The organism is Bradyrhizobium sp. JYMT SZCCT0180 (assembly GCF_018130165.1).
Classification (GTDB): domain Bacteria; phylum Pseudomonadota; class Alphaproteobacteria; order Rhizobiales; family Xanthobacteraceae; genus Bradyrhizobium.
Map to the genome: position 1 here is coordinate 225,843 of NZ_JAFCLZ010000011.1, position 20,271 is coordinate 246,113.

16 protein-coding genes, 1 other RNA gene and 1 pseudogene are annotated in these 20,271 nt (G+C 64.1%); 14 read left to right on the forward strand and 4 right to left on the reverse strand.

Translation table 11 applies throughout. From position 1 onward, the window contains the following. Nucleotides 1–363 precede the first annotated feature (363 nt). Both JQ641_RS18235 and JQ641_RS18240 read left to right on the forward strand, forming a co-directional pair. The gene (locus JQ641_RS18235; RefSeq protein ID WP_211997351.1) at nt 364–2,166 is read left to right on the forward strand and encodes an ABC transporter ATP-binding protein; all 1,803 of its coding nucleotides are present in this window, start codon (nt 364–366) and stop codon (nt 2,164–2,166) included. 75 nt (nt 2,167–2,241) lie between these two features. Beyond that, complete coding sequence (locus JQ641_RS18240) at nt 2,242–3,603, forward strand: MATE family efflux transporter (protein WP_211997352.1); 1,362 nt, start codon at nt 2,242–2,244, stop codon at nt 3,601–3,603. Here the strand turns inward: JQ641_RS18240 and JQ641_RS18245 are convergent. Further along, a complete protein-coding gene (locus JQ641_RS18245; RefSeq protein ID WP_211997353.1) occupies nt 3,578–4,522 on the reverse strand; it encodes a DMT family transporter in 945 nt (314 codons plus the stop codon). The two genes, JQ641_RS18240 and JQ641_RS18245, sit on opposite strands and share 26 nt — an antisense overlap. 72 nt (nt 4,523–4,594) lie before the next feature. Beyond that, nucleotides 4,595–5,338 (reverse strand): sulfite exporter TauE/SafE family protein, encoded by a 744-nt coding sequence (locus tag JQ641_RS18250; protein ID WP_211997354.1) that lies wholly within the window; start codon nt 5,336–5,338, stop codon nt 4,595–4,597. Nucleotides 5,339–5,567: 229 nt separating this feature from the next. Between JQ641_RS18250 and JQ641_RS18255 the strand changes: the two genes are divergently transcribed. The 3 genes from JQ641_RS18255 to JQ641_RS18265 all read left to right on the forward strand — a co-directional run bounded on the left by JQ641_RS18255 (nt 5,568) and on the right by JQ641_RS18265 (nt 8,111). Then, complete coding sequence (locus JQ641_RS18255) at nt 5,568–6,284, forward strand: alpha/beta fold hydrolase (protein WP_211997355.1); 717 nt, start codon at nt 5,568–5,570, stop codon at nt 6,282–6,284. 19 nt (nt 6,285–6,303) lie between these two features. Next, a complete protein-coding gene (locus JQ641_RS18260) occupies nt 6,304–7,269 on the forward strand; it encodes a helix-turn-helix transcriptional regulator (RefSeq protein ID WP_211997356.1) in 966 nt (321 codons plus the stop codon). A 113-nt stretch (nt 7,270–7,382) separates the two neighbouring features. Then, on the forward strand, nt 7,383–8,111 hold the full coding sequence (locus JQ641_RS18265; RefSeq protein ID WP_211997357.1) for an alpha/beta hydrolase: 729 nt from the start codon (nt 7,383–7,385) through the stop codon (nt 8,109–8,111). A gap of 77 nt (nt 8,112–8,188) precedes the next feature. On the opposite strand, the gene rnpB is transcribed toward JQ641_RS18265, so the two are convergent. Further along, an RNA gene (gene rnpB, locus JQ641_RS18270) (RNase P RNA component class A) lies at nt 8,189–8,606 on the reverse strand. A gap of 137 nt (nt 8,607–8,743) precedes the next feature. Between rnpB and JQ641_RS18275 the strand changes: the two genes are divergently transcribed. Continuing rightward, on the forward strand, nt 8,744–9,094 hold the full coding sequence (locus tag JQ641_RS18275) for a YciI family protein (RefSeq protein WP_211997358.1): 351 nt from the start codon (nt 8,744–8,746) through the stop codon (nt 9,092–9,094). Between the two features lie 14 nt (nt 9,095–9,108). Continuing rightward, nucleotides 9,109–10,350, forward strand: coding sequence for an RNA polymerase sigma factor (locus JQ641_RS18280; protein WP_211997359.1), 1,242 nt, complete (start codon nt 9,109–9,111; stop codon nt 10,348–10,350). 105 nt (nt 10,351–10,455) lie between these two features. Here JQ641_RS18280 and JQ641_RS18285 read toward each other — a convergent pair whose 3' ends face one another. After that, a complete protein-coding gene (locus tag JQ641_RS18285) occupies nt 10,456–11,325 on the reverse strand; it encodes an N-acetylmuramoyl-L-alanine amidase (RefSeq protein WP_211997360.1) in 870 nt (289 codons plus the stop codon). Between the two features lie 711 nt (nt 11,326–12,036). Between JQ641_RS18285 and rsmH the strand changes: the two genes are divergently transcribed. The 7 genes and pseudogenes from rsmH (at nt 12,037) to mraY (JQ641_RS18320) (ending at nt 20,267) form a co-directional block, all read left to right on the forward strand. Further along, on the forward strand, nt 12,037–13,032 hold the full coding sequence (gene rsmH / locus JQ641_RS18290) for a 16S rRNA (cytosine(1402)-N(4))-methyltransferase RsmH (RefSeq protein WP_211997361.1): 996 nt from the start codon (nt 12,037–12,039) through the stop codon (nt 13,030–13,032). 2 nt (nt 13,033–13,034) lie between these two features. Further along, nucleotides 13,035–13,427 (forward strand): cell division protein FtsL, encoded by a 393-nt coding sequence (gene ftsL, locus JQ641_RS18295; RefSeq protein ID WP_211997362.1) that lies wholly within the window; start codon nt 13,035–13,037, stop codon nt 13,425–13,427. Further along, nucleotides 13,424–15,181, forward strand: a complete 1,758-nt coding sequence (locus JQ641_RS18300) for a peptidoglycan D,D-transpeptidase FtsI family protein (protein ID WP_211997363.1) — start codon at nt 13,424–13,426, stop codon at nt 15,179–15,181. Before ftsL ends, JQ641_RS18300 begins: the two co-directional genes overlap by 4 nt. Before the next feature lie 47 nt (nt 15,182–15,228). Then, nucleotides 15,229–16,686, forward strand: a complete 1,458-nt coding sequence (locus JQ641_RS18305; protein WP_211997364.1) for a UDP-N-acetylmuramoyl-L-alanyl-D-glutamate--2,6-diaminopimelate ligase — start codon at nt 15,229–15,231, stop codon at nt 16,684–16,686. Then, entirely contained in the window at nt 16,683–18,065 is a 1,383-nt protein-coding gene (locus JQ641_RS18310) for a UDP-N-acetylmuramoyl-tripeptide--D-alanyl-D-alanine ligase (protein WP_211997365.1), read from the forward strand. Before JQ641_RS18305 ends, JQ641_RS18310 begins: the two co-directional genes overlap by 4 nt. 165 nt (nt 18,066–18,230) lie before the next feature. Continuing rightward, a pseudogene (mraY, locus tag JQ641_RS18315) lies at nt 18,231–19,139 on the forward strand (phospho-N-acetylmuramoyl-pentapeptide-transferase); the annotation flags it as partial. A 21-nt stretch (nt 19,140–19,160) separates the two neighbouring features. Beyond that, entirely contained in the window at nt 19,161–20,267 is a 1,107-nt protein-coding gene (mraY, locus tag JQ641_RS18320; protein WP_192738075.1) for a phospho-N-acetylmuramoyl-pentapeptide-transferase, read from the forward strand. Nucleotides 20,268–20,271: the final 4 nt, after the last annotated feature.

The window sequence follows — 20,271 nt, forward strand, 5'->3', positions numbered from 1 at the left end:
CATCCGGGCTACGATCGCTGGAATCCTTCGCGCTCACGCGGTTGTCATGTTGCAAATCACCCGTGATGCATTTATAAGCAACGCATTGTCTCTCGAACCGGGGAGGATTTGCATGATTTCGTCTAATTCGCAGACCGCCCGCTCGCGTTCGATGCCTATGCTGGACGCTGTACCGGGCCTTTGAGGCCACTTTTCGCCAGCGCTGATCGGGCCTGACGTCCCGATCATCCCAAGCTTCCCCGATCTTCAAAACTTCTCAACGAGTTACCGATTTTTTCAACGACGCTTGCGTTCGGTCCTGTGCCGTCCCGCGCGTCCTTTCAAATGGAGCCGGCGTGCGCGCAAGCGGTGCCGGATGAGGCCATGACCGTTCAAACCAACAAGCGTCCCACGGCGATCCGCGTGGTGCTCCCGTTCGTGTTCCGCCACTGGCTCGAACAGCCCGGCCGCGCCAGCGTCGTTGCCGGCGGTTTGCTGGGTGCGACCGCAGCCGACCTGTTCATGCCGCTGTTCTCCGGCCATCTGGTCGATGCGCTGACGCAAGGCGCCTCCGATCCCGCCGCGCGCCGCGCGGCGATGATCGCCTTTGGCGGCATCGTGGCGCTGGGCGCGCTGTCGATGGTGCTGCGGCTGATCGGGCTGCAGGCGATCGTGCCGTTCACGTTGAAGATCATGTCCGACGTGTCGCGCGACGCCTTCATGCGGGTGCAGCGCTTCTCGACCGACTGGCACGCCAACTCGTTTGCCGGCTCCACCGTGCGCAAGATCACCCGCGGCATGTGGGCGCTCGATCTGCTCAACGACACCATCCTGATGGCGCTGGCGCCGTCGCTGACGGTGCTGTTGGGCTCGATGATCCTGCTCGGGCTGCACTGGCCCTCGCTCGGGGCGGTCATTGCGGTCGGCACGGTGGTCTATGTCTCGATGACGATCGCGTTCTCGATGAATTACATCGCTCCCGCTGCGCGCGTCTCCAACGCCTGGGATACCAAGGTCGGCGGCACGCTGGCGGATGCGCTGACGTGTAACGCGGTGGTGAAATCCTTTGGCGCGGAAGCGCGCGAGGACGGGCGGCTGGCTGGCGTCATCGGCCGCTGGGGCCGGCGCGTGCGGCGGACCTGGATACGCTACAACTACACCTCGACGGCGCAGCTGATGGTGCTGTTGTGCTTTCGCACGTCCGTGATCGGCGGCGCGATCCTGCTGTGGATCGCGGGCCGCGCCACGCCGGGCGACGTCACCTATGTCTTGACCAGCTACTACATCATCCATGCGTATCTGCGCGACGTCGGCATGCACATCAACAACCTGCAGCGTTCGGTGAACGACATGGAGGAACTGGTCGCGATCCACGCCGAGCCGATCGGCATCGCGGATGCGCCCGACGCAAGGCCGATCGACATCCAGGGTGGCCGCATCGTGTTCGACGCCGTGACGTTCCATTACGGCGGCCATCGCGATCCGCTCTATGACGGCCTGTCGGTGGACATCCGCGCAGGCGAGCGTGTCGGCCTGGTCGGTCGCTCCGGCTCGGGCAAGACGACGTTCGTCAAGCTGGTGCAGCGGCTCTACGACATCGGCGGCGGCAAGATCCTGATCGACGGCCAGGACATCGCCAAGGCGACGCAGCATTCGCTGCGCAGCCAGATCGCGATCGTGCAGCAGGAGCCGATCCTGTTTCACCGATCATTGGCCGAGAACATCGCCTATGGCAGGCCCGGCGCCAGCATGGCGGCGGTCGAGCAGGCGGCGCGGCTGGCGAATGCGCACGAGTTCATCCTGCGGCTGCCGAAAGGTTACGGCACGCTGGTCGGTGAACGCGGCGTCAAGCTGTCGGGCGGCGAGCGGCAGCGCGTCGCGCTGGCGCGCGCGTTCCTTGCCGATGCGCCGGTGCTGATCCTGGACGAGGCGACTTCCAGCCTCGACTCGGAGTCCGAAGGCCTGATCCAGCAGGCGATGGAGCGGCTGATGAAGGGCCGCACCTCGATCGTGATCGCGCACCGGCTGTCGACGGTGCGCAGCCTCGACCGGATCCTGGTGTTCGACCGCGGCAAGATCGTTGAGCAGGGCACCCACGCGACGCTGACGGCGCGCGCAGGGGGCATCTATCGCGGGTTGTTCGAGCGGCAGGCGACGGAGTTCGGCCGCATTACCGCGGCCGAGTAAATGACATTGCGGCGCGCGGCCTTGGGATGTTCCAAGGTCGCGCGCCAGAGACAGATTTGAAGATGTGGATTTGAAATGAAAGACCTTACGCAAGGCTCGATCGTGAGCCACATCCTGAGCATGGCGCCACCGATCGTCGCCGGCATGATCACGATCATGATCTGCCAGCTCGTCGATCTGTATTTCGTGGCGGGGCTTGGTGATGCCGCCGTCGCGGGCGTGGCGGCGGCCGGCAACGCAGCATTTCTCATCAACGGCCTGATGCAGGTGCTAGGCGTCGGCACCGTCGCGCTGATTGCGCATGCCGTGGGACGCAAGGATCAGGCCGACGCCAATCTGGTGTTCAACCAGGCGCTCGGCCTGGCGGCCGCGTGCGGAGTGCTGACATGGGTGGCAGGATCCGCATTCGCCGGCGGTTACATGCGCATGGTCGCCGCCGACGAGGCCACCGTCGAGGCCGGCACGACGTATCTGCTTTGGTTCATGCCCGCGCTTGTGCTGCAATTCGCCACGCAGGTGATGGGAGCCGCGTTGCGCGGTACCGGTATAGTGCGGCCGACCATGATCGTGCAGGCGCTTGCGGTGATCATCAATATCGCGCTGGCGCCGGTCCTGATCTCAGGCTGGGGCACCGGCATTGCGCTCGGCGTCGCGGGCGCTGGCCTTGCGAGTTCAATTGCGGTGCTGATCGGCGCGCTGATGCTGTGGATGTATTTTCGAAGACTGGAGCGCTACGTCGGCCTCAATCTCGCGCAGCTGCGGCCGCAGGCCCGGCAGTGGCAGCGCATCCTCAATGTCGGCCTGCCGGCCGGCGGCGAGTTCGCGATCATCTTCATCTGGATGGGCGTCATCTATTACGCCTTGCGCGATTTCGGGGCGGCGGCGCAGGCCGGCTTCGGGATCGGCACGCGCGTGCTCGGCCTGATCCAGATGCCGGCGCTGGCCATCGCGCTCGCCGCGGGGCCGATCGCCGGGCAGAATTTCGGCGCCGGCAACGCTGCACGCGTGAAAGAAACCTTCGTCAAGGCGGCCATGATCAGCACGGTGGTGATGATCGTTTTCACTATATTGGCGCAATGCTGGCCCGGCCTGCTGCTCGGTGGTTTTGCCAGCGATCGTGAGACGGTAGCGGTCGCCATCATGTTCTTTCAGATGGTCTCGCTGAATCTCGTGGCGCAGGGATTTACCTTTGTGTGCTCCAGCATGTTCCAGGGATTGGGCGACACCAAGCCGGTGCTGCTGAGCTCCGCCGTACGCCTGATCAGCTACGCGTTGCCCGTTCTCTGGCTGTCTGCAAGGCCAGGGTTTCGTATCGAATACGTGTGGTACCTGTCGAACCTGTCGACGACGCTGCAGGCCGCATTGAGCTTGTGGTTGCTGCATCGGGAGTTCAGGAAACGCCTGGCGCCGCTCAAGTCGGCGTTGCCGGCGGCGTGACTCCTGAAACGGATGCCAGCTCCGAACGATCGGGTGCCTTGCTCCCGCGCGTGCGCGTCGAGATCGCGACGGTTGCGACCACGCCGGCGGCGAACAGCACGATCTGCGGCGTGATGGTCTCGTCGTTGAATACGGCTGCGAGCGCAAACACCACGAAGGGCTGCAGCAGCTGCACCTGCGACACCCGCGCGATGCCGCCCATCGCCATGCCGGCGTTCCAGGCAAAGAAGCCGATCCATTGCGAGAACAGCGCGACGTAGAGCAGCCCGAGCCACGGTTTTAAGGGGATGCTGGTGAGATCAGCCGGCATCGTCAGCGCGGTGGCCGGGATCGAGAGCGGCAATGCGATCACCAGCACCCAGCTGATGACTTCCCAGCCCGGCATCTGCGCGGTGAGCCGGCCGGAGAAGGCGTAGCCGATACCCGACACGACCACCGCCGCAAGCAGGAAGAGGTCACCGACCGACAGTTCACCGCCGCCTTGCCGCAGCGCAAACGTAATCACCAATGCTGCGCCGGCGAATGAGGCGATCCAGAACAGCGGCCGCGGACGTTCATGGGTGATCATGACCGCGACCAGGGCGGTCGCGATCGGCATGATCCCGAACACCACGCCGCCATGCGAGGCATCGACGCTCTGCACCCCCACTGACATCAGGAACGGAAACAGGATGGCGACGCAGATCATAATGATGACCAGTTGCGGCCACAGCGCGCGCGGCGGCAGCGGGCGACGCAGCACGACCAGCAATATCAGCGAGCATATTCCGGCGATCAGTGTGCGCTGCGAGGTCAGTGCAATCGGATCAATTGCCGAGACTGCGAGCCGCGTCGCCGGCAGCGTGCCGCCAAAAATCAGCACGCCGACAAAACCCAGCAACAGACCGAGACGTGCGCGTGAAAAAGTTGGAGAGGTCATGATGCGAATGGATAACTGTTTTGCAGATCAGCGTACAGCAATCTACTCGGAGCACATGGCGGCCATGCGCCGCTACCTCGGAGCAATGCTGCTCCACACCAGTGCGAGCCCGGACAGAAACAAAAGCGCCAGCACGATGTCGTAGAAATTGCGGTCGCTGAGGGCCCGATAAGTCCGTGCGCCGATCCATGCGCCGATCAAGGTGCCCGGCAGCGCCAGCAGCGCGAGCCAGAACACTTCCCATTTGACGAAGCCGCTGATGATTTGCAGCAGCAGGGCGGCGCCGAGCACGCTGCCGTTGAAGATCTGGAATACGCCGCGACGCTGATCCTTGGTCCAGCCGCGCACGCTGGCCCACAGGGTCGGCAGCGGCCCGGACAGCCCGGCGAGGCCGCCCAGGATGCCGCCGGCAAATCCAACGGCGGCGTCCGCCGGCCGGCCGCCGAAGGCGAACGCCATCGGCTTGCGGACGAAAAACAGCGCGGCCGGAAACACCAGGAGCATCACCCCGACGCTCAATTTGAATATTTGCGGCTCGGCCTGCGCGACCAGCAGCGCGCCGATCGGCATGCCGGCGAGCCCGCCGATGACGAACGGCGCGGCCAGTTTGAAGTCGAGAACCTTCCACATCGTCGGCAGCGTCGAGATCTGCGAGCTGACCGAACAGATCAGCACCAGGGGTACGGCCAGCGACGGCGGCAGCACATAAAGCCAGATCCCCAGCGCCATCAGCGCCGTTCCGAAACCGGCAAGGCCGGACACGAAGCCCCCGGCAAGCGCGCCAAAAAGCAACAGCGCGTAGGTGGACGTTTCCAATTTTTTGTTCTCTCCTTCGTTATTCCCCGATGCGCAATTGCGCATCTGAGGGCGTCCGTAGGACGAGCCCGGAATCCATACTCACGATCGTGGTTATGGATTCCGGGCCTGCGCCAAGAGGCGCATCCCGGAATGACGGCTGTGTTTGGGCGCGAATGTTTACACGACCGCCCCAGCGGGTACTATCGCAATTCAAGCCTTCAACAATAACTTCACGGAAACGCCCCCGATGAGCTCAACCTCTGCAAAGACCATCCTTGTCTGTCACGGCGCGTGGTCGGCCGGCTGGGCGTGGAAGAAGATGCACCCGCTGATGCAGGCGGCCGGGCATCGGCTGGTAACGCCGAGCTACACCGGGCTTGGCGAACGCGCGCACCTGGCAAACCCTTCGATCGATCTCGAAACCCACATCGAGGACATGCTCAATGTCATCAAATACGAGGATCTGCGCGACATCGTGCTGGTCGGCCACAGCTATGGCGGCATGGTCGCGACCGGCGTCGCCGATCGCGCCAGGGATCGCGTTACGCAGCTGATCTACGTCGACGCCTTCGTGCCTGACGATGGCCAGTCGCTGTTCGACATCAACGAGCCGGGCCGGCAGCCGATGTTGGATGGCGCGAAGAAGGGGGACGGCTGGCGCATCCCGCCGATGACGTCGCCGCCGGACACCGCGGCTGAAGACGTCGAATGGCTGGCCGCACGCCGCGCCCCGATGCCGGTCAAATGCTTCGAGACCAGGCTCAAGCTGCAAGGCGGCACACTGACGCTGCCACGCAGTTACATCTACGCCACCCGCTTCCCGCCGGCCGATACGTTCGGTCCGTTTGCGAGGAAGACCAAGAGTGATCCGGCATGGCGCTATTTCGAGATCGACGCCAGCCACTCGCCGAACGTCACCGCGCCGCAGGCGCTGATGGCGCTGTTGGAGAAGATAGTGGCGTAAAACTTGGGGAGGCGGAGCCATGGCGGCCAGGACGGCGGCAGTGATCGAGAAATGGTCGACCGGCCTGGTCGAGCCGGAACGGCGTCTGGACTACTGGATAGGCGCCGTCTGCGAATGCTTTCTGGAGATGGATATCACGACGCCGGTCCGGTCGGGCTTCGACTGCTCGGTCCAGCGCGGGCAACTCGACACCATCGGCATCAATCGCGTCGAGGGCTCGGCGCAGCACGTCTACCGCAGGAAAGCCAGCCTCGGGCGCAGCGCGTCGAACTTCTACTACCTGCTTTGCAAGACAGACAACGACTGGACGGTCATGCAAAACGGCCACGCGTCGCGGCTGCAGCCCACCGATCTCGTGCTGCTGGACTCCCGGCGCTGCTATGAATTCAATTTTCCGGTGACCGCGAACACGCTGTCGCTGGAGTTGCCGATCGCGTGGGTCGATTCGTGGGTCACCGATCCCGAGCGTCGCATCGGACAGCGTATCGACGGGCGAGCCGGCTGGGGTGCTGCGCTCAGCGCCTTTGCTTGCCAGTTGACGCCTCAACTGGCCATCGACCGGCCTCTGCCGGCGCGGGTTCTGACCGACCAGCTCGGGGCGCTGCTGGCTCTTGCATTCGGAAGCGAGGTCCCGGCGACGCCGTCGGAGCAGCGCGAGGCGGGCAACCTGCTGGATCAGATCGGCCGCGCCATCCGGTTGCTCTACGCCGAACCGGGCCTGACGGCCGCTGACGTCGCGGAGCATCTGCGGGTTTCGGAGCGGACGGTGCATCGCTGCCTCAACAAGTCAGGCCTGACCTTTAGCGGCGTGCTGAACGACTGCAGGATGGCGGTCGCGCGCAGGATGCTGAGTGAAGCGCGATTCGATCACATCGGTGTCGGCGGCATAGGATTGCGCGTCGGCCTGTCCGATCCGTCCCATTTCATTCGCCAATGCCGCAGATATCTCGGCATGACACCGGCCGCATTCAGGCGACAGCGCTGACCCGTTCCGGCAGAGCCCCTGGCGTAAATCGGCGATGACGGTGGCTTGATCCGGCCATCCGGCATAATCTGCCAGGCCTATCAAATCCACTTCCATAAACGGGGGAGACGGAAATGGCAGGCCTTTACGTCCTTGTACACGGCGCGTGGCACACCGGTGCCGAAATGGATGCGGTCGCCGGACACTTGCGCAAATACGGCCATGCCGTGCATTGCCCGACGGTCGCCGGCAACAACGCGGGCGACGATCGCGACAAGATCGGGCTGGAACAGGCGATCGCGTCGGTTGCCAGCTACATCGAAACCAATAATCTGCGGGATATCTGGCTGGTGGGCCACAGCTATGGGGGAATGCTGATTTCGGGCGTCGCGGACCGGCTGACGGATCGCATCAAGCGTCTCGTCTATGTCAATGCCTTCGTCCCGCTGGACGGGCAGTGTCTCAACGACATGGTGCCGCCGCATTATGTCGGGCTGTTCGATGCGGTGGCGGCTGCCAACAAGAACGCGGTCATGCTGCCGTTTGAAATCTGGCGCGATGCCTTCATCAACGACGCCGATATCGATCTGGCAAAGTCCGCATACGCCAAACTCAACCCGCATCCTTACAAGACGTTCACCGACAAGATCGCGCTGAAGCGTCCGCTGGCGGAGCTGCCGGTCGGCAAGTCCTACGTCAACTGCCGGCAGGACATTGCCTTGCCGCACAGCCTGCCGTGGCATCCACGATTGTCGGAGCGCCTCGGCCTGTTTCGCCTCGTCGAGTGCGATGGCAGCCATGAGATGTTCTTCAGCAACCCGGCGCGGCTCGCACAGGCGATCGAGGAAGCGGCGCGCGACTGAACTTCCCGATCACGCGCGCGCATCGGTGCGAAAAATGGCGAGGGGTCCGGCGTGTTACGCCGAACCCCTCATTTTAGAACATCAGCCGGCCTGTAAGCCGGGTTTTGTAGGGCACCGCTCGCTTTCGCTGACGATACGTGACGGCCATTCCTCTGGGACCATGTTTGCACATGGCCTCGAGCAACCTACCCGGACGGCGAGCCTGACATTGCCCTGCGGCGTTTTCGCTTTCGCGAACTGCCCGCGGTGCCGTCCCTATTCGGTTTTGCTCCCGGTGTGGTTTGCCATGCCGGTTCCGTTGCCGGACCCGCGGTGCGCTCTTACCGCACCTTTTCACCCTTGCCTCCTCCTAAGGAGAAGGCGGTTCGTTCTCTGTGGCACTTTCCCTGGGGTCACCCCCGCCGGACGTTATCCGGCACCGTATGTCGATGGAGCCCGGACTTTCCTCTCCCGCAGCCTTTCGGCCGTAGCGGGAGCGGCCGTCCGGCCGACTGACCCCTTACGCATGGGGGCTGGGCGGCGTGGCGTCAAGCCACGAAACGGAGCAAAATAAACTATCCTGAAGATGTCGTTTCGCGTCCGGCCCGTTCGACCTGATATCGGCGATCCAGCCGATCAAGAGGAGTAGAGCGATGCAGTATCTGTTGATGATCTATCGGAGCGAAACCGAGTTCGGCAAAATGGATGCGGCGGCGCGCAAAGAAATGTCGGGGGAATATGGCGCGTTCACGCAATCCATCATCCAGAGCGGCCACTTCAAGGCCGGCGACGGTTTGCAGCCAACGACGACGGCGACCACCGTGCGCGTCCGCGACGGCAAGACGCTCACGACCGACGGTCCGTTCGCGGAAACGCGCGAACAACTCGCCGGCTATTATCTGGTCGAGGCCAAGGATCTCGACACCGCGCTCGCCATCGCCGCGCGCATTCCCGAGGCCAGGAACGGTTCGATCGAGGTGCGGCCGGTCATGGTTTATAATTGACGGCAAGTACGCGGATGACGCCGCTTGAGATCGAAAAAATCTTCCGCGACGAGGCGGGCAGGGCGCTGGCGACCCTGATCCGTCTCGTCGGCGATTTCGATCTCGCCGAGGATGCGCTGCAGGACGCGTTCGCGGTGGCGCTGGAGCGCTGGTCGGTCGCCGCTTTGCCGGCAAACCCCCGCGCCTGGCTGGTCAATGTCGGGCGCAACAAGGCGATCGATCGGATTCGCCGCAACGTCGCGTTTCGCGGCAAGCAGCAGGAACTGACGCGCGAAATCCTGCTCAATGCGTCGGCGGCTGACGAGGCCGCCGACAATGTGCTCGACGACGACATGCTGCGGTTGATCTTCACCTGCTGCCATCCGTCCTTTGCAATGGAAGTGCAGGTGGCGCTGACGCTGCGCACCGTGTGCGGTCTCTCCACAGCACAGGTGGCGCGGGCGTTTCTCGCGAGCGAAGACGCGATGGCGCAGCGGCTGGTGCGCGCCAAGCAGAAGATCCGCCTCGCCGGCATCGCCTACGAAGTGCCGGAACGCGAAGCGCTGGAGCCGCGGCTGCGCGGCGTGCTCGCGGTGATCTATCTGGTCTTCACCGAAGGCTATGTCGCGACCTCGGGCGAAGATCTGATGCGGCCTGATCTGGCGCGCGAAGCGATCCGGCTGGCGCGGCTGCTCGACGCGCTGATGCCCGGCCGCGGCGAGATCAAGGGATTGCTGGCGCTGATGTTGCTGCATGATTCCCGCCGCGCCGGCCGCGAGACCGCGGGCGGCGACATCGTGCTCCTGGAAGAGCAGGACCGGTCGCTGTGGGATCAGGCCCAGATCGCGGAGGGCTTGAAGCTGGTGGAGGAGGCGTTGCGGATGCCGGGACGGCCGCAATCCTATGCGGTGCAGGCCGCGATCGCGGCGCTGCACGCGCGTGCGCCGAACTATAACGACACTGACTGGCCGCAGATCGCCGGCCTCTACGAGGTGCTGCTGCGGATCAGCCCGTCGCCGGTGATCGAACTCAATCACGCCGCCGCGCTGTCGATGGTCGATGGACCGGCGCGGGCGCTCGACCTGATCGATGCGCTCGAAGCGCGCGGCGGGTTGAAAGGGTATGAGTTGCTGCCGGCCGTCCGCGCCGATCTGCTCCGCCGCCTCGGCCGGCGCGATGCGGCGCGCGAAGCCTATCAGGCGGCCTCAGAAGCGACGCAACTGGAGCCGTTGCGGCGGCTTTACGCACGGCGGATGGAAGAGCTGGGCGAACTCTAGCCGTCATTGCGAGCGCAGCGAAGCAATCCATAGCTCGCCAAGCCGAAGCATGGATTGCTTCGTCGCTTCGCTCCTCGCAATGACGGTCGAATGCTTTGGCTTTATCTACTGCGCCGCGACCTGCGTCGGCGTCGCATCGGCCGGCAAAGTGGCCAGCAGCGCGTGCAGCGTGCTCATGGTCGAATGATCGGCGATGCCATCGACGCGGGCCGGGCGGAAGTGGCGCTGGAACGCGGTGACCACTTCCATGGTCGGGCCGTCGTACTTGCCGTGGTTCGGCACTTGGTAGCCGTAGCGCGCCAGGGCAGTCTGCAGGCCGGCGACATCGTCGCTGATGCTGCCGAGCTTGAGCGTTTCACCGCGCACGATCGGCGCCGGCTGCACCCAATGGCCGACGCCGGAATTGGCCAGCGAATGCCACGGGAATTTCTCGCCGGGATCCTTTTTGCGCGCAGGCGCGACGTCGGAATGCGCGAGCACGCGATGCGGCGGCACGTTGCGGCGAAGCATGATGCCGCGGCACAGCGCGATCACGGCGGCGACCTGGCGCAGCGGAAAATCCGGATAGCCCCAGTCGTGGCCGCGATTGATGATCTCGACCCCGATCGAACAGGAGTTGATGTCTTCTTCGCCGGCCCAGAACGATACGCCGGCATGCCAGGCGCGCTTGCTCTCGGGCACGGATTGCACGATGCGGCCGTCTTCCAGCACGATGTAATGCGCCGATACGTCGGTTCCCGCGGTGCAGAGCTGGGCGATCGCGCCTTCCACGTCCGGCATGCCTGTGTAGTGCAGCAGGATCATGTCGGGCAGGCGGCCCTTGTTGCGGTCGCCATAGTTCGCCGACGGAATCACGTCGGAGGCAATCGAGGAATCCGGGGTAAAGGTCTTCATGTCCGCGATGGCCCTGGGAACGGGAAGGGCGCGTTGACGCTTCGAATCAATACCAGCAGACGTGAACGAACCAGCAGCCATTATATGAGCTCAAACCGGGCAGGAGAACGACAACCCGCAAATTTTACAAAATAACGATCTTTACTATTCCTTTACCAAGTCGTCCGCGCAATCCGGCAGCCGCGCCCGGTTTCGCATTTTGACCGAGTGTGTGCGGCGGGCATCACCGGCTTCGCCAGGTGACTGAAGTATTTTCCACTTCGAATGCTCCATCCTAGAACCGCGTCCACTTGGCGACGCTCTTCTCCCCTCCCTCCACGCGCCCTTGCGCGTGGTGGGGAGGGGTCGGGGGTGGGGGGTAGCGCGGCATTCACCGAAATAGCGGTTCTTGCCGATAGACCCCCCACCCCGACCCCTCCCCACCGCTTCGCGGGGGGAGGGGAGAAGAAGAGCGCGCTGGCTCAGGCGAAATGGGAAATTGCTTTAGAAAGCGCGTAAAAGCCGCGGCCGATCATCAACGCTTTCTTAACGCTAAGTGCCGTTACTAAGTGGTGATGAGCCGAACCGGTTTTGGGGACGGCCGAGGCCCTCTTTCACGCTCGAAAAGCCATGGCAGCCCAGCAAATTCCGTCCGGAAAACAGGGTTTGCGGGCGGGGGCGGGAAACAGCCATCGCGCCTCGCAGCGGTTTTCTGGCCGGAACAGCCCGGCAAAGCGCAGGGATTTGAGGCGCAATGGGCCCGTTGGCGTCCAGTTTTCGTATCGTACCTTGGAATACGCTGAAGGCCGGCGGATGACCCCGGCTGCCTCCCGCCATATCTCCGTTCTCGGCCGCGAGGCGGTCGAGATGCTCAGCCCCCGCGACGGCGGCATCTATGTCGATGCCACCTTCGGCGCCGGCGGCTACAGCCGCATGATCCTGGAAACCAAGGGAACCCGGGTGATCGGTATCGACCGCGACCGGTCGGCGATCACTGGCGGGTTCGATCTGGTCGACCAGGCGGATGGCCGGCTGACGCTGGTCGAGGACCGGTTTTCCAATCTCGCCGAGGTCTGTACCGCGCAGGGCGTTGATGCCGTCGACGGGGTCGTGATGGACGTCGGGGTCTCCTCGATGCAGCTCGACCAGGCCGAGCGCGGCTTTTCGTTCCGGCTCGGTGGGCCGCTCGACATGCGGATGGGGCATGACGGCCCGACCGCGGCGGACGTGGTCGCGAAAGCCTCCGAAGCCGATCTCGCCAACATCATCTACATCTTCGGCGAGGAGCGTCACTCCCGCGGCGTCGCGCGCGCCATCGTCGCTGCTCGCAAGGAAGCGCCGATCACGACCACGAAGGCGCTCGCCGATATCGTCGGCAAGGTGGTCCGCTCCAAGCCGAACGAAATTCATCCGGCGACGCGGACGTTCCAGGGCTTGCGGATTTTCGTCAACGCGGAGCTCGACGAGCTGCATCTGGCGCTGTCGGCGGCGGAACGCGTGCTGAAGCCGGGCGGTCGGCTGGTCGTGGTGTCGTTTCATTCGCTGGAAGACCGCATCGTCAAGGATTTCCTCAACCAGCGCGGCAAGTCCGGCGGCGGATCGCGGCATCTGCCCGAGATCGCGCAGGCCGTTCCGAGTTATCAGATCCTGACCAAGCGTCCGGTCACGCCCGGCGAGGCGGAGGTTTCGGCCAATCCGCGGGCACGGTCCGCCAAACTGCGCGCCGCCGAGCGGACCGCGGCGCCGGCGCATGCCGCCGACGCACTGCCGGCATGGCCGACCATCGACAGCGTCATGAGGGGAGGCTGATAATGCGCATCCTCCACCTCCTCGTGATCGGCATGCTGGTGTTCGCCGCCTCCTATGTCTACCGGATCAAGATGGAATCGACCTCGCGCACCGAGCGCGTGCTGCGGCTCAATGCGGAAATCCGCGAGCAGCGCGACGCCATTGCCGCGCTCCGCGCCGAATGGGCCAAGCTCGACGCGCCGCTGCGACTGCAGGGCCTTGCCGACCGGCACCTTCCGCTGAAGTCGCTGGTCGCGACGCAATATGACCAGTTGAAGAACCTGCCGGAACGGCCGCCCAGCTTTGCCAGGCCAGGCGCCCCCGATCCGATCGGCGCGATGATCAATACCATCGAGGCTGCCACCGATGCGCCGACTGTGACCGGCTCGGTGCCCGCGCCGGGAGATCAGCGATGACCGATCAGGCGCTTGCCACCACCAGACCTGCAAAGCCCGCCGAGCCCTGGCGGCAGCGGTTGATCCGCAGCCTGCTCTACGGGCGCAATGTCGATCGCGCGGCGAAGGCGCGGGCCCGTGTCGGATTCGCGGTGCTGGCGTTCGCATTGGTGTACGCCATCATTGCCGGACGCCTCGTCATGTTTGCGATCGGCGCCGACAGCCACAATGCAGCCCGCACCGGCTCGCGGGACGCGATCGCGACCGCGCGGCCCGACATCGTCGATCGCAACGGCGAGGTGCTGGCGACCGACGTCAAGTCGCCGAGCCTGTTCGGCGAACCGCGCCGCATCATCGACAAGGACGAGGCGATCGAGCTTCTGACCGCGACATTGCCTGATCTCGACACGACCGAGGTGCGCGAGCGGTTGTCGTCGCGCAAGGGCTTTGTGTGGCTGAAGCGCGAGATCACCTCGAAGCAGCAGCAGGCCATTCATCGCCTCGGCATTCCCGGCATCGGTTTCCTGCGCGAGAACAAGCGCGTCTATCCGACCGGTGCGTCGGTCGCCCATCTGATCGGTCTGGTCAACATCGACAACCAGGGCATCGCCGGGATGGAGAAGTGGCTCGACAATAACGGGCTGGCCGATTTGCACCGCGCCGGCTTCGCCACCGATCGGCTGCAGCGGCCGGTGGAGCTGTCGATCGACCTGCGCGTCGAGCACGCGCTGCGCGACGAATTGTTGAAGGCCAAGGAGAAATACAAGGCCAAGGCCGCCTCCGGCCTCGTCTCCAACGTCAGGACCGGCGAGATCGTCGCGCTGGTGTCGTTGCCGGATTTCGACCCGAACAACCCGAAAGAGGCGCACGACCCCGACCGCATCAACCGCCTGACCACCGGCGTCTTCGAGATGGGCTCGACCTTCAAGGCGCTGACGCTGGCGATGGCGCTGGATTCCGGCAAGGCCAACCTCAACACGCTGTACGACGGGCGAGGTGTGCTGAAGTACGGCAAGTTCACCATCCACGATACGCATCCCGTCGGCCGTTCGATCACGCTGTCGGAAGTATTCACGTTTTCCTCGAACGTCGGTGCGGCCAAGATCGCGCTGGGGCAGGGCGTCGAAGCGCACAAGGCGTTCCTGAAAAAGCTCGGCCAGATGGACCGGCTGCGCACCGAATTGCCGGAAAGCACGTCACCGATCGTGCCGAAGCGCTGGGGTGAGCTCAACACCATCACCATTTCCTTCGGGCACGGCATTGCGGTGGCGCCGCTGCAGGCGGTGATGGGCATCAACGCGGTCGTCAACGGCGGCTATCTGATCCCGCCGACCTTCCTCAAGCGCTCGGAGGAAGAAGCCAGGGCGATCGGCAAGAAGGTGCTTAAGACCGAAACGTCGGACAAGATGCGCTATCTGATGCGGCTGAATGCGGAGATCGGAACCGCGAAGAAAGCCGACGTGAAGGGCTATTACATCGGCGGCAAGACCGGCACCTCGGAAAAGGTGGTCAACGGCCGCTATTCCAAGAAGCAGGTGCTCAATTCCTTCACCGCAATCTTCCCGGCCGACAACCCGCAATATCAGCTGCTGATCATGCTGGACGAGCCCAAGGCGCTGCCGGAAACCCATGGTTTCATCACCTCGGGCTGGAACACCGTGCCGACCGGCGGCAAGGTGATCGCCCGAATCGGACCGCTTTTGGGCGTCGAACCGCGCTTCGATCTGCCGACGGCAGATCGCCTCATTCTTGCGACATCGAGGACAACCCAGTAAGGCGTAGGACGACGCGCCAAGCTGCGCCCGGGCCGGACTGGACGACCATGAAACTTCGCGACCTCTTCAGCAATGATGCCGCGATCGAGCCGCAGGCAGATGCGATCGACGTGAAGGGCCTGGCGGTGGACAGCCGCGCGGTGAAGCCGGGTGATTTGTTCTTCGCGCTCGCCGGCAGCAAGACCGATGGTTCGCGCTTTGTCGATTCAGCCATTGCCGCAGGCGCGGTCGCGATCGCAGGCGATCATCCCGCCAAGGATTGCCGCGTGCCGTCTGTCACGACGCCAAATCCGCGCCGTGCGCTGGCGCTGGCGGCGGCGCGATTTTATCCGAAGCAGCCTCAGACAATCGCGGCCGTCACCGGTACGAGTGGAAAAACCTCGGTGGCGGCGTTCACGCGCCAGATCTGGCAACGGCTCGGCCACGCCTCCGCCAGCATCGGCACCATTGGTCTCGTTTCGCCGAAGCGCACCGTCTACGGCTCGCTGACGACGCCGGATCCGATCGCCCTGCATCGCCAGCTCGACGAGATCGCAGGTGACGGCGTCACCCATCTAGCCTTTGAAGCCTCGTCGCACGGGCTCGACCAATACAGGCTGGATGGCGTGCGCATCGCCGCCGGCGGTTTTACCAATTTGACGCGCGACCACATGGATTATCATCCCGACGTCGCGCATTACCTCGGCGCCAAGCTGCGGCTGTTCCGCGATCTCGTCGTGGCCGATGGCGCCGCAGTGATCTCGGCCGATCATGATTGCTCGCAACAGGTGATCGACGCCGCGCGGGAACGGAAACTGCGGATCATCGCCATCGGCCGCAACGCGGACGGTATGGGCGAAGGCATCCGTCTGGTCGAAGCGATCGTCGATGGTTTTGCGCAGAAGCTGACGCTCGAACATCGCGGGCGCCGGCACATGATCAAGCTGCCGCTGGTCGGCGAATTCCAGATCGAGAACGCGCTGGTCGCGGCGGGGCTGGCGATCGGCACCGGCAGCGAGGCCGCGGCGGTGCTCGCCAGCCTCGAACATCTCGAAGGCGCCAAGGGCCGGCTGGAACAGGTCGGCGAACATAATGGCGCGCCTGTATTCGTCGACTACGCGCACAAGCCGGACGCGCTGGCGAAGGCGCTGCAGGCGCTGCGGCCTTATGCGAAGCGCAAGCTGGTCGTGGTGTTCGGCTGCGGCGGCGACCGCGACGCCGGCAAGCGTCCGTTGATGGGCGCGATCGCGGCCGAGAACGCCGACGGCGTCATCGTCACCGACGACAATCCGCGCAGCGAGAATCCGGCAACAATCCGCGCCGCCATTCTGGACGCTGCCAAGGGCGCCGCTGATATCGGCGACCGGGCGGAAGCCATCAAGGCCGGAATTGTGGCGTTGCAGCCAGGCGACGCGCTGTTGATCGCCGGCAAGGGTCACGAGACCGGCCAAATCGTCGGCGACAAGACGCTACCGTTCAGTGATCACGACGCGGTGGCGGCCGTACTCGCGGAGAGGAATGCATGAGCGCTGCGCCATTGTGGACGATTGCCGGGATTGCGAAGGCGTTGGGGCTCTCCGGAACATTTCCGGACACCGCGATCGATTTCGTCACGCAGGACAGCCGATTGGTGAAACCCGGATGCCTGTTCGTGGCGCTCAGCGGCACACCGAGCGGCGGCTTCATTTCCAGTTTCGCCAGCGCGCGTGACGGCTGGGAGTTCGCCGACAAGGCGGAAGCCGCCGGCGCGGTGGCGATGATCGTGCCGCACAGGATCGAAGGCGTCAGCGTTCCGCAGCTGATCGTCAAGGATACGCTGATCGACGGTCTCTGGGGATTGGCGCGCGCGGCGCGGGCGCGGTTCAAGGGCCCGGTGATCGGCCTCACCGGCAGCGCCGGCAAGACCAGCACCAAGGAATATCTCGCCGCCTATCCTGCCGCCTATGCCAGCCCGAGCAGTTTCAATAATTTCTGGGGCGTGCCTCTGACGCTGTGCAATGCCAGCCCGAGCGCATCGCTGTGGGTGGTGGAAATGGGCATGAACCAGACCGGCGAAATCGCGCGGCTCAGCGAGCTGACGCGGCCGACCGTGGCGCTGGTGGTGAACGTCCAGCCCGTGCATCTGGAAAAGCTCGGCAGCCTGGAGGCGATCCGGCGCGAAAAGGTGAGCATCGCGCAAGGCTTGCCAAAAGATGGCGTGCTGGTGCTGCCGACCGACGTCGAAGCGCCGGAATGGAACGGCAAGCTTGTCCGCTTCGGCAATGGCTCGGAAGTGCATGAGTTGAAACACAGTCCGAATGGCGAAAGCTGGGACGTGTCAGCGCAGGTCGGCGGCAAACAGGTCGCATTCGACCTGACGCCGGGCGCGCCGCATCGTCTGCAGAACGCGCTGGCCGCGCTGGCATCGATCCATGCCGCCGGCCTCGATGAAGCGGCGCTGGCCAAAGAGCTCGGCAAGGTCGGCATCATGACCGGGCGCGGGGTGGAGCAGACCGCCGCCGGCGTCACCGTGATCGACGACAGCTTTAACGGCAATCCGGCCAGCATGGTCGCGGCGCTCGACAGCCTGAAGGCGCGGCCGGTCAAGTCAGGCCGGCGCATCGCCATCATGGGCGACATGCTGGAGCTCGGCCCCGACGCGCCAGCCTATCATGTCAAGCTGGCCAGGGATCTGCCCGGCATCGACGGCGTCTATTGTGTCGGCCCGCTGATGCGCCATCTCTACGAGCTGCTGCCGGCCAACAGCGCCCTCGGCTGGCACGACGACCCCGCCACGCTCGAGCCGCAGAAAATCGCCGCATTGTTGCAAAGCGGTGACGTCGTGGTGGTCAAGGGCAGCAAAAAGATGTTCTGGGTCAACAAGTTTGTGCCCAAGCTGCTGGCTGCCTTGCAGGCAAAAGCGTAAACTGGCCGGGCTGACCCACCCGTGATTTCCGTGGTGATTCGCGCAACCGCCGCCGCGATCGTGACCAAGATTTGCTTGGTTTCTAGGATGAAAACGATTGTCAACGCGCTTCCAATGCGCTTACCCGGCAAGACGGCGCAACCAGGCCGCAACAGGGCATACTGAATGTTTTACTGGCTGATCGAGCATTTCAACACCGTCCCTGCTTTTGCCCGTTTCATCACCTTCCGCAGCGGCGGGGCGATGGTGACGGGCGCGCTGTTCGTGTTCCTGTTCGGCCCCTGGATCATCGATCACTTAAGGCGGCGGCAGGGCAAGGGCCAGCCGATCCGCACCGGCGGTCCGGCGTCGCACATCATCGCCAGGAAAGGCACGCCGACGATAAGCGGGCTGATGATCCTGTCCGGCCTCGTCGTCTCGACGCTGCTCTGGGCCAACCCGCTCAATCCCTATGTCTGGATCGTGCTCGCGGTGACGCTCGGCTTCGGCTTTGTCGGCTTTTACAACGATTATCTGACGATAACGAAACAGACCCGCAGCGGTTTTGCAGGCAGGATTGGTCTCGCTATCCAAGGCGTGGTCGCGCTGATCGCCTGTTACGCGCTGGTGCGGTTCGGCCGCGACGTGACGTACACCTCGCTCGGGGTCCCCTTCCTGAAGGACGTGGTGGTCAATTTCGGCTGGTTCTTCGTGATCTTCGGCGCCTTTGTCATTGTCGGCGCCGGCAACGTGGTCAACCTGACCGACGGTCTCGACGGCCTTGCGATCGTCCTCGTGATGACCGCGGCGGTAATCCTTGGCATGATCGCATATCTCACCGGCAACGCCGTTTTCTCCGACTATCTGCAGATGAGATACGTCGCCGGCACCAGTGAACTCGCGGTGCTGTGCGGTGCGGTGATCGGCGCCGGATTGGGATTCCTGTGGTTCAACGCGCCACCGGCGTCAACCTTCATGGGCGATACCGGTTCACTCGCGCTCGGCGGCATGCTGGGCGCCACCGCAGTCGCGGTCAAACACGAGATGCTGCTCGCTGTCATCGTCGGGTTGTTCGTGCTGCAAGCGGTTTCCGTGCCGCGCAATAGGGCATATTGAATGTTTTACTGGCTGATCGAGCTTTCCAACACCGTCCCCGCTTTCTCCTTTTTGCGCGGCCTCCTCAACGTCTTCCGCTACATCACCTTCCGCACCGGCGGGGCGATGGTGACGGGCGCGCTATTTGTGTTCCTGTTCGGCCCCTGGATCATCGATCACTTAAGGCTTCGGCAGGGCAAGGGCCAGCCGATCCGCACCGATGGTCCGGCGTCGCATATCATCGCCAAGAAGGGCACGCCGACGATGGGCGGGCTGATGATCCTGTCGGGTCTCGTCGTCTCGACGCTGCTGTGGGCCAACCCGCTCAATCCCTATGTCTGGATCGTGCTCGCGGTGACGCTCGGCTTCGGCTTCGTCGGCTTTTACGACGATTATCTGAAGGTGACGAAACAGACCCATAGCGGTTTTGCCGGCAAGTTTCGTCTCGCCATCGAAGGCGTGATCGCGCTGATCGCCTGTTACGCGCTGGTGCGGCTCGGGCGCGACGTGACCTCGACCTCGCTGGCGATTCCCTTCCTGAAGGACATGGTGTTCAATTTCGGCTGGTTCTTCGTGATCTTCGGCGCCTTCGTCATCGTCGGCGCCGGCAACGCGGTCAACCTGACCGACGGTCTCGACGGTCTTGCGATCGTCCCCGTGATGATCGCCGCCGCCAGTTTCGGCATGATCGCCTATCTGACCGGCAACGCTGTCTTCTCCGACTATCTGCAGATCAGATACGTCGCCGGCACCGGCGAACTTGCGGTGCTGTGCGGCGCGGTGCTCGGCGCCGGATTGGGATTCCTGTGGTTCAACGCGCCGCCGGCCTCGATCTTCATGGGCGACACCGGCTCGCTCGCGCTCGGCGGCATGCTGGGCGCGACCGCGGTTGCGGTCAAACACGAGATCGTGCTGGCCGTGATCGGCGGCCTGTTCGTGCTGGAAGCGGTTTCCGTGATCGTGCAGGTGGTGTCGTTCAAGCTGACCGGCAAACGCGTGTTCCGGATGGCGCCGCTGCATCATCATTTCGAGCAGAAGGGCTGGACCGAACCGCAGATCGTGATCCGGTTCTGGATCATCTCGGTGATGCTGGCGCTTGCCGGCCTCTCCACGCTGAAGCTGCGGTGATAAC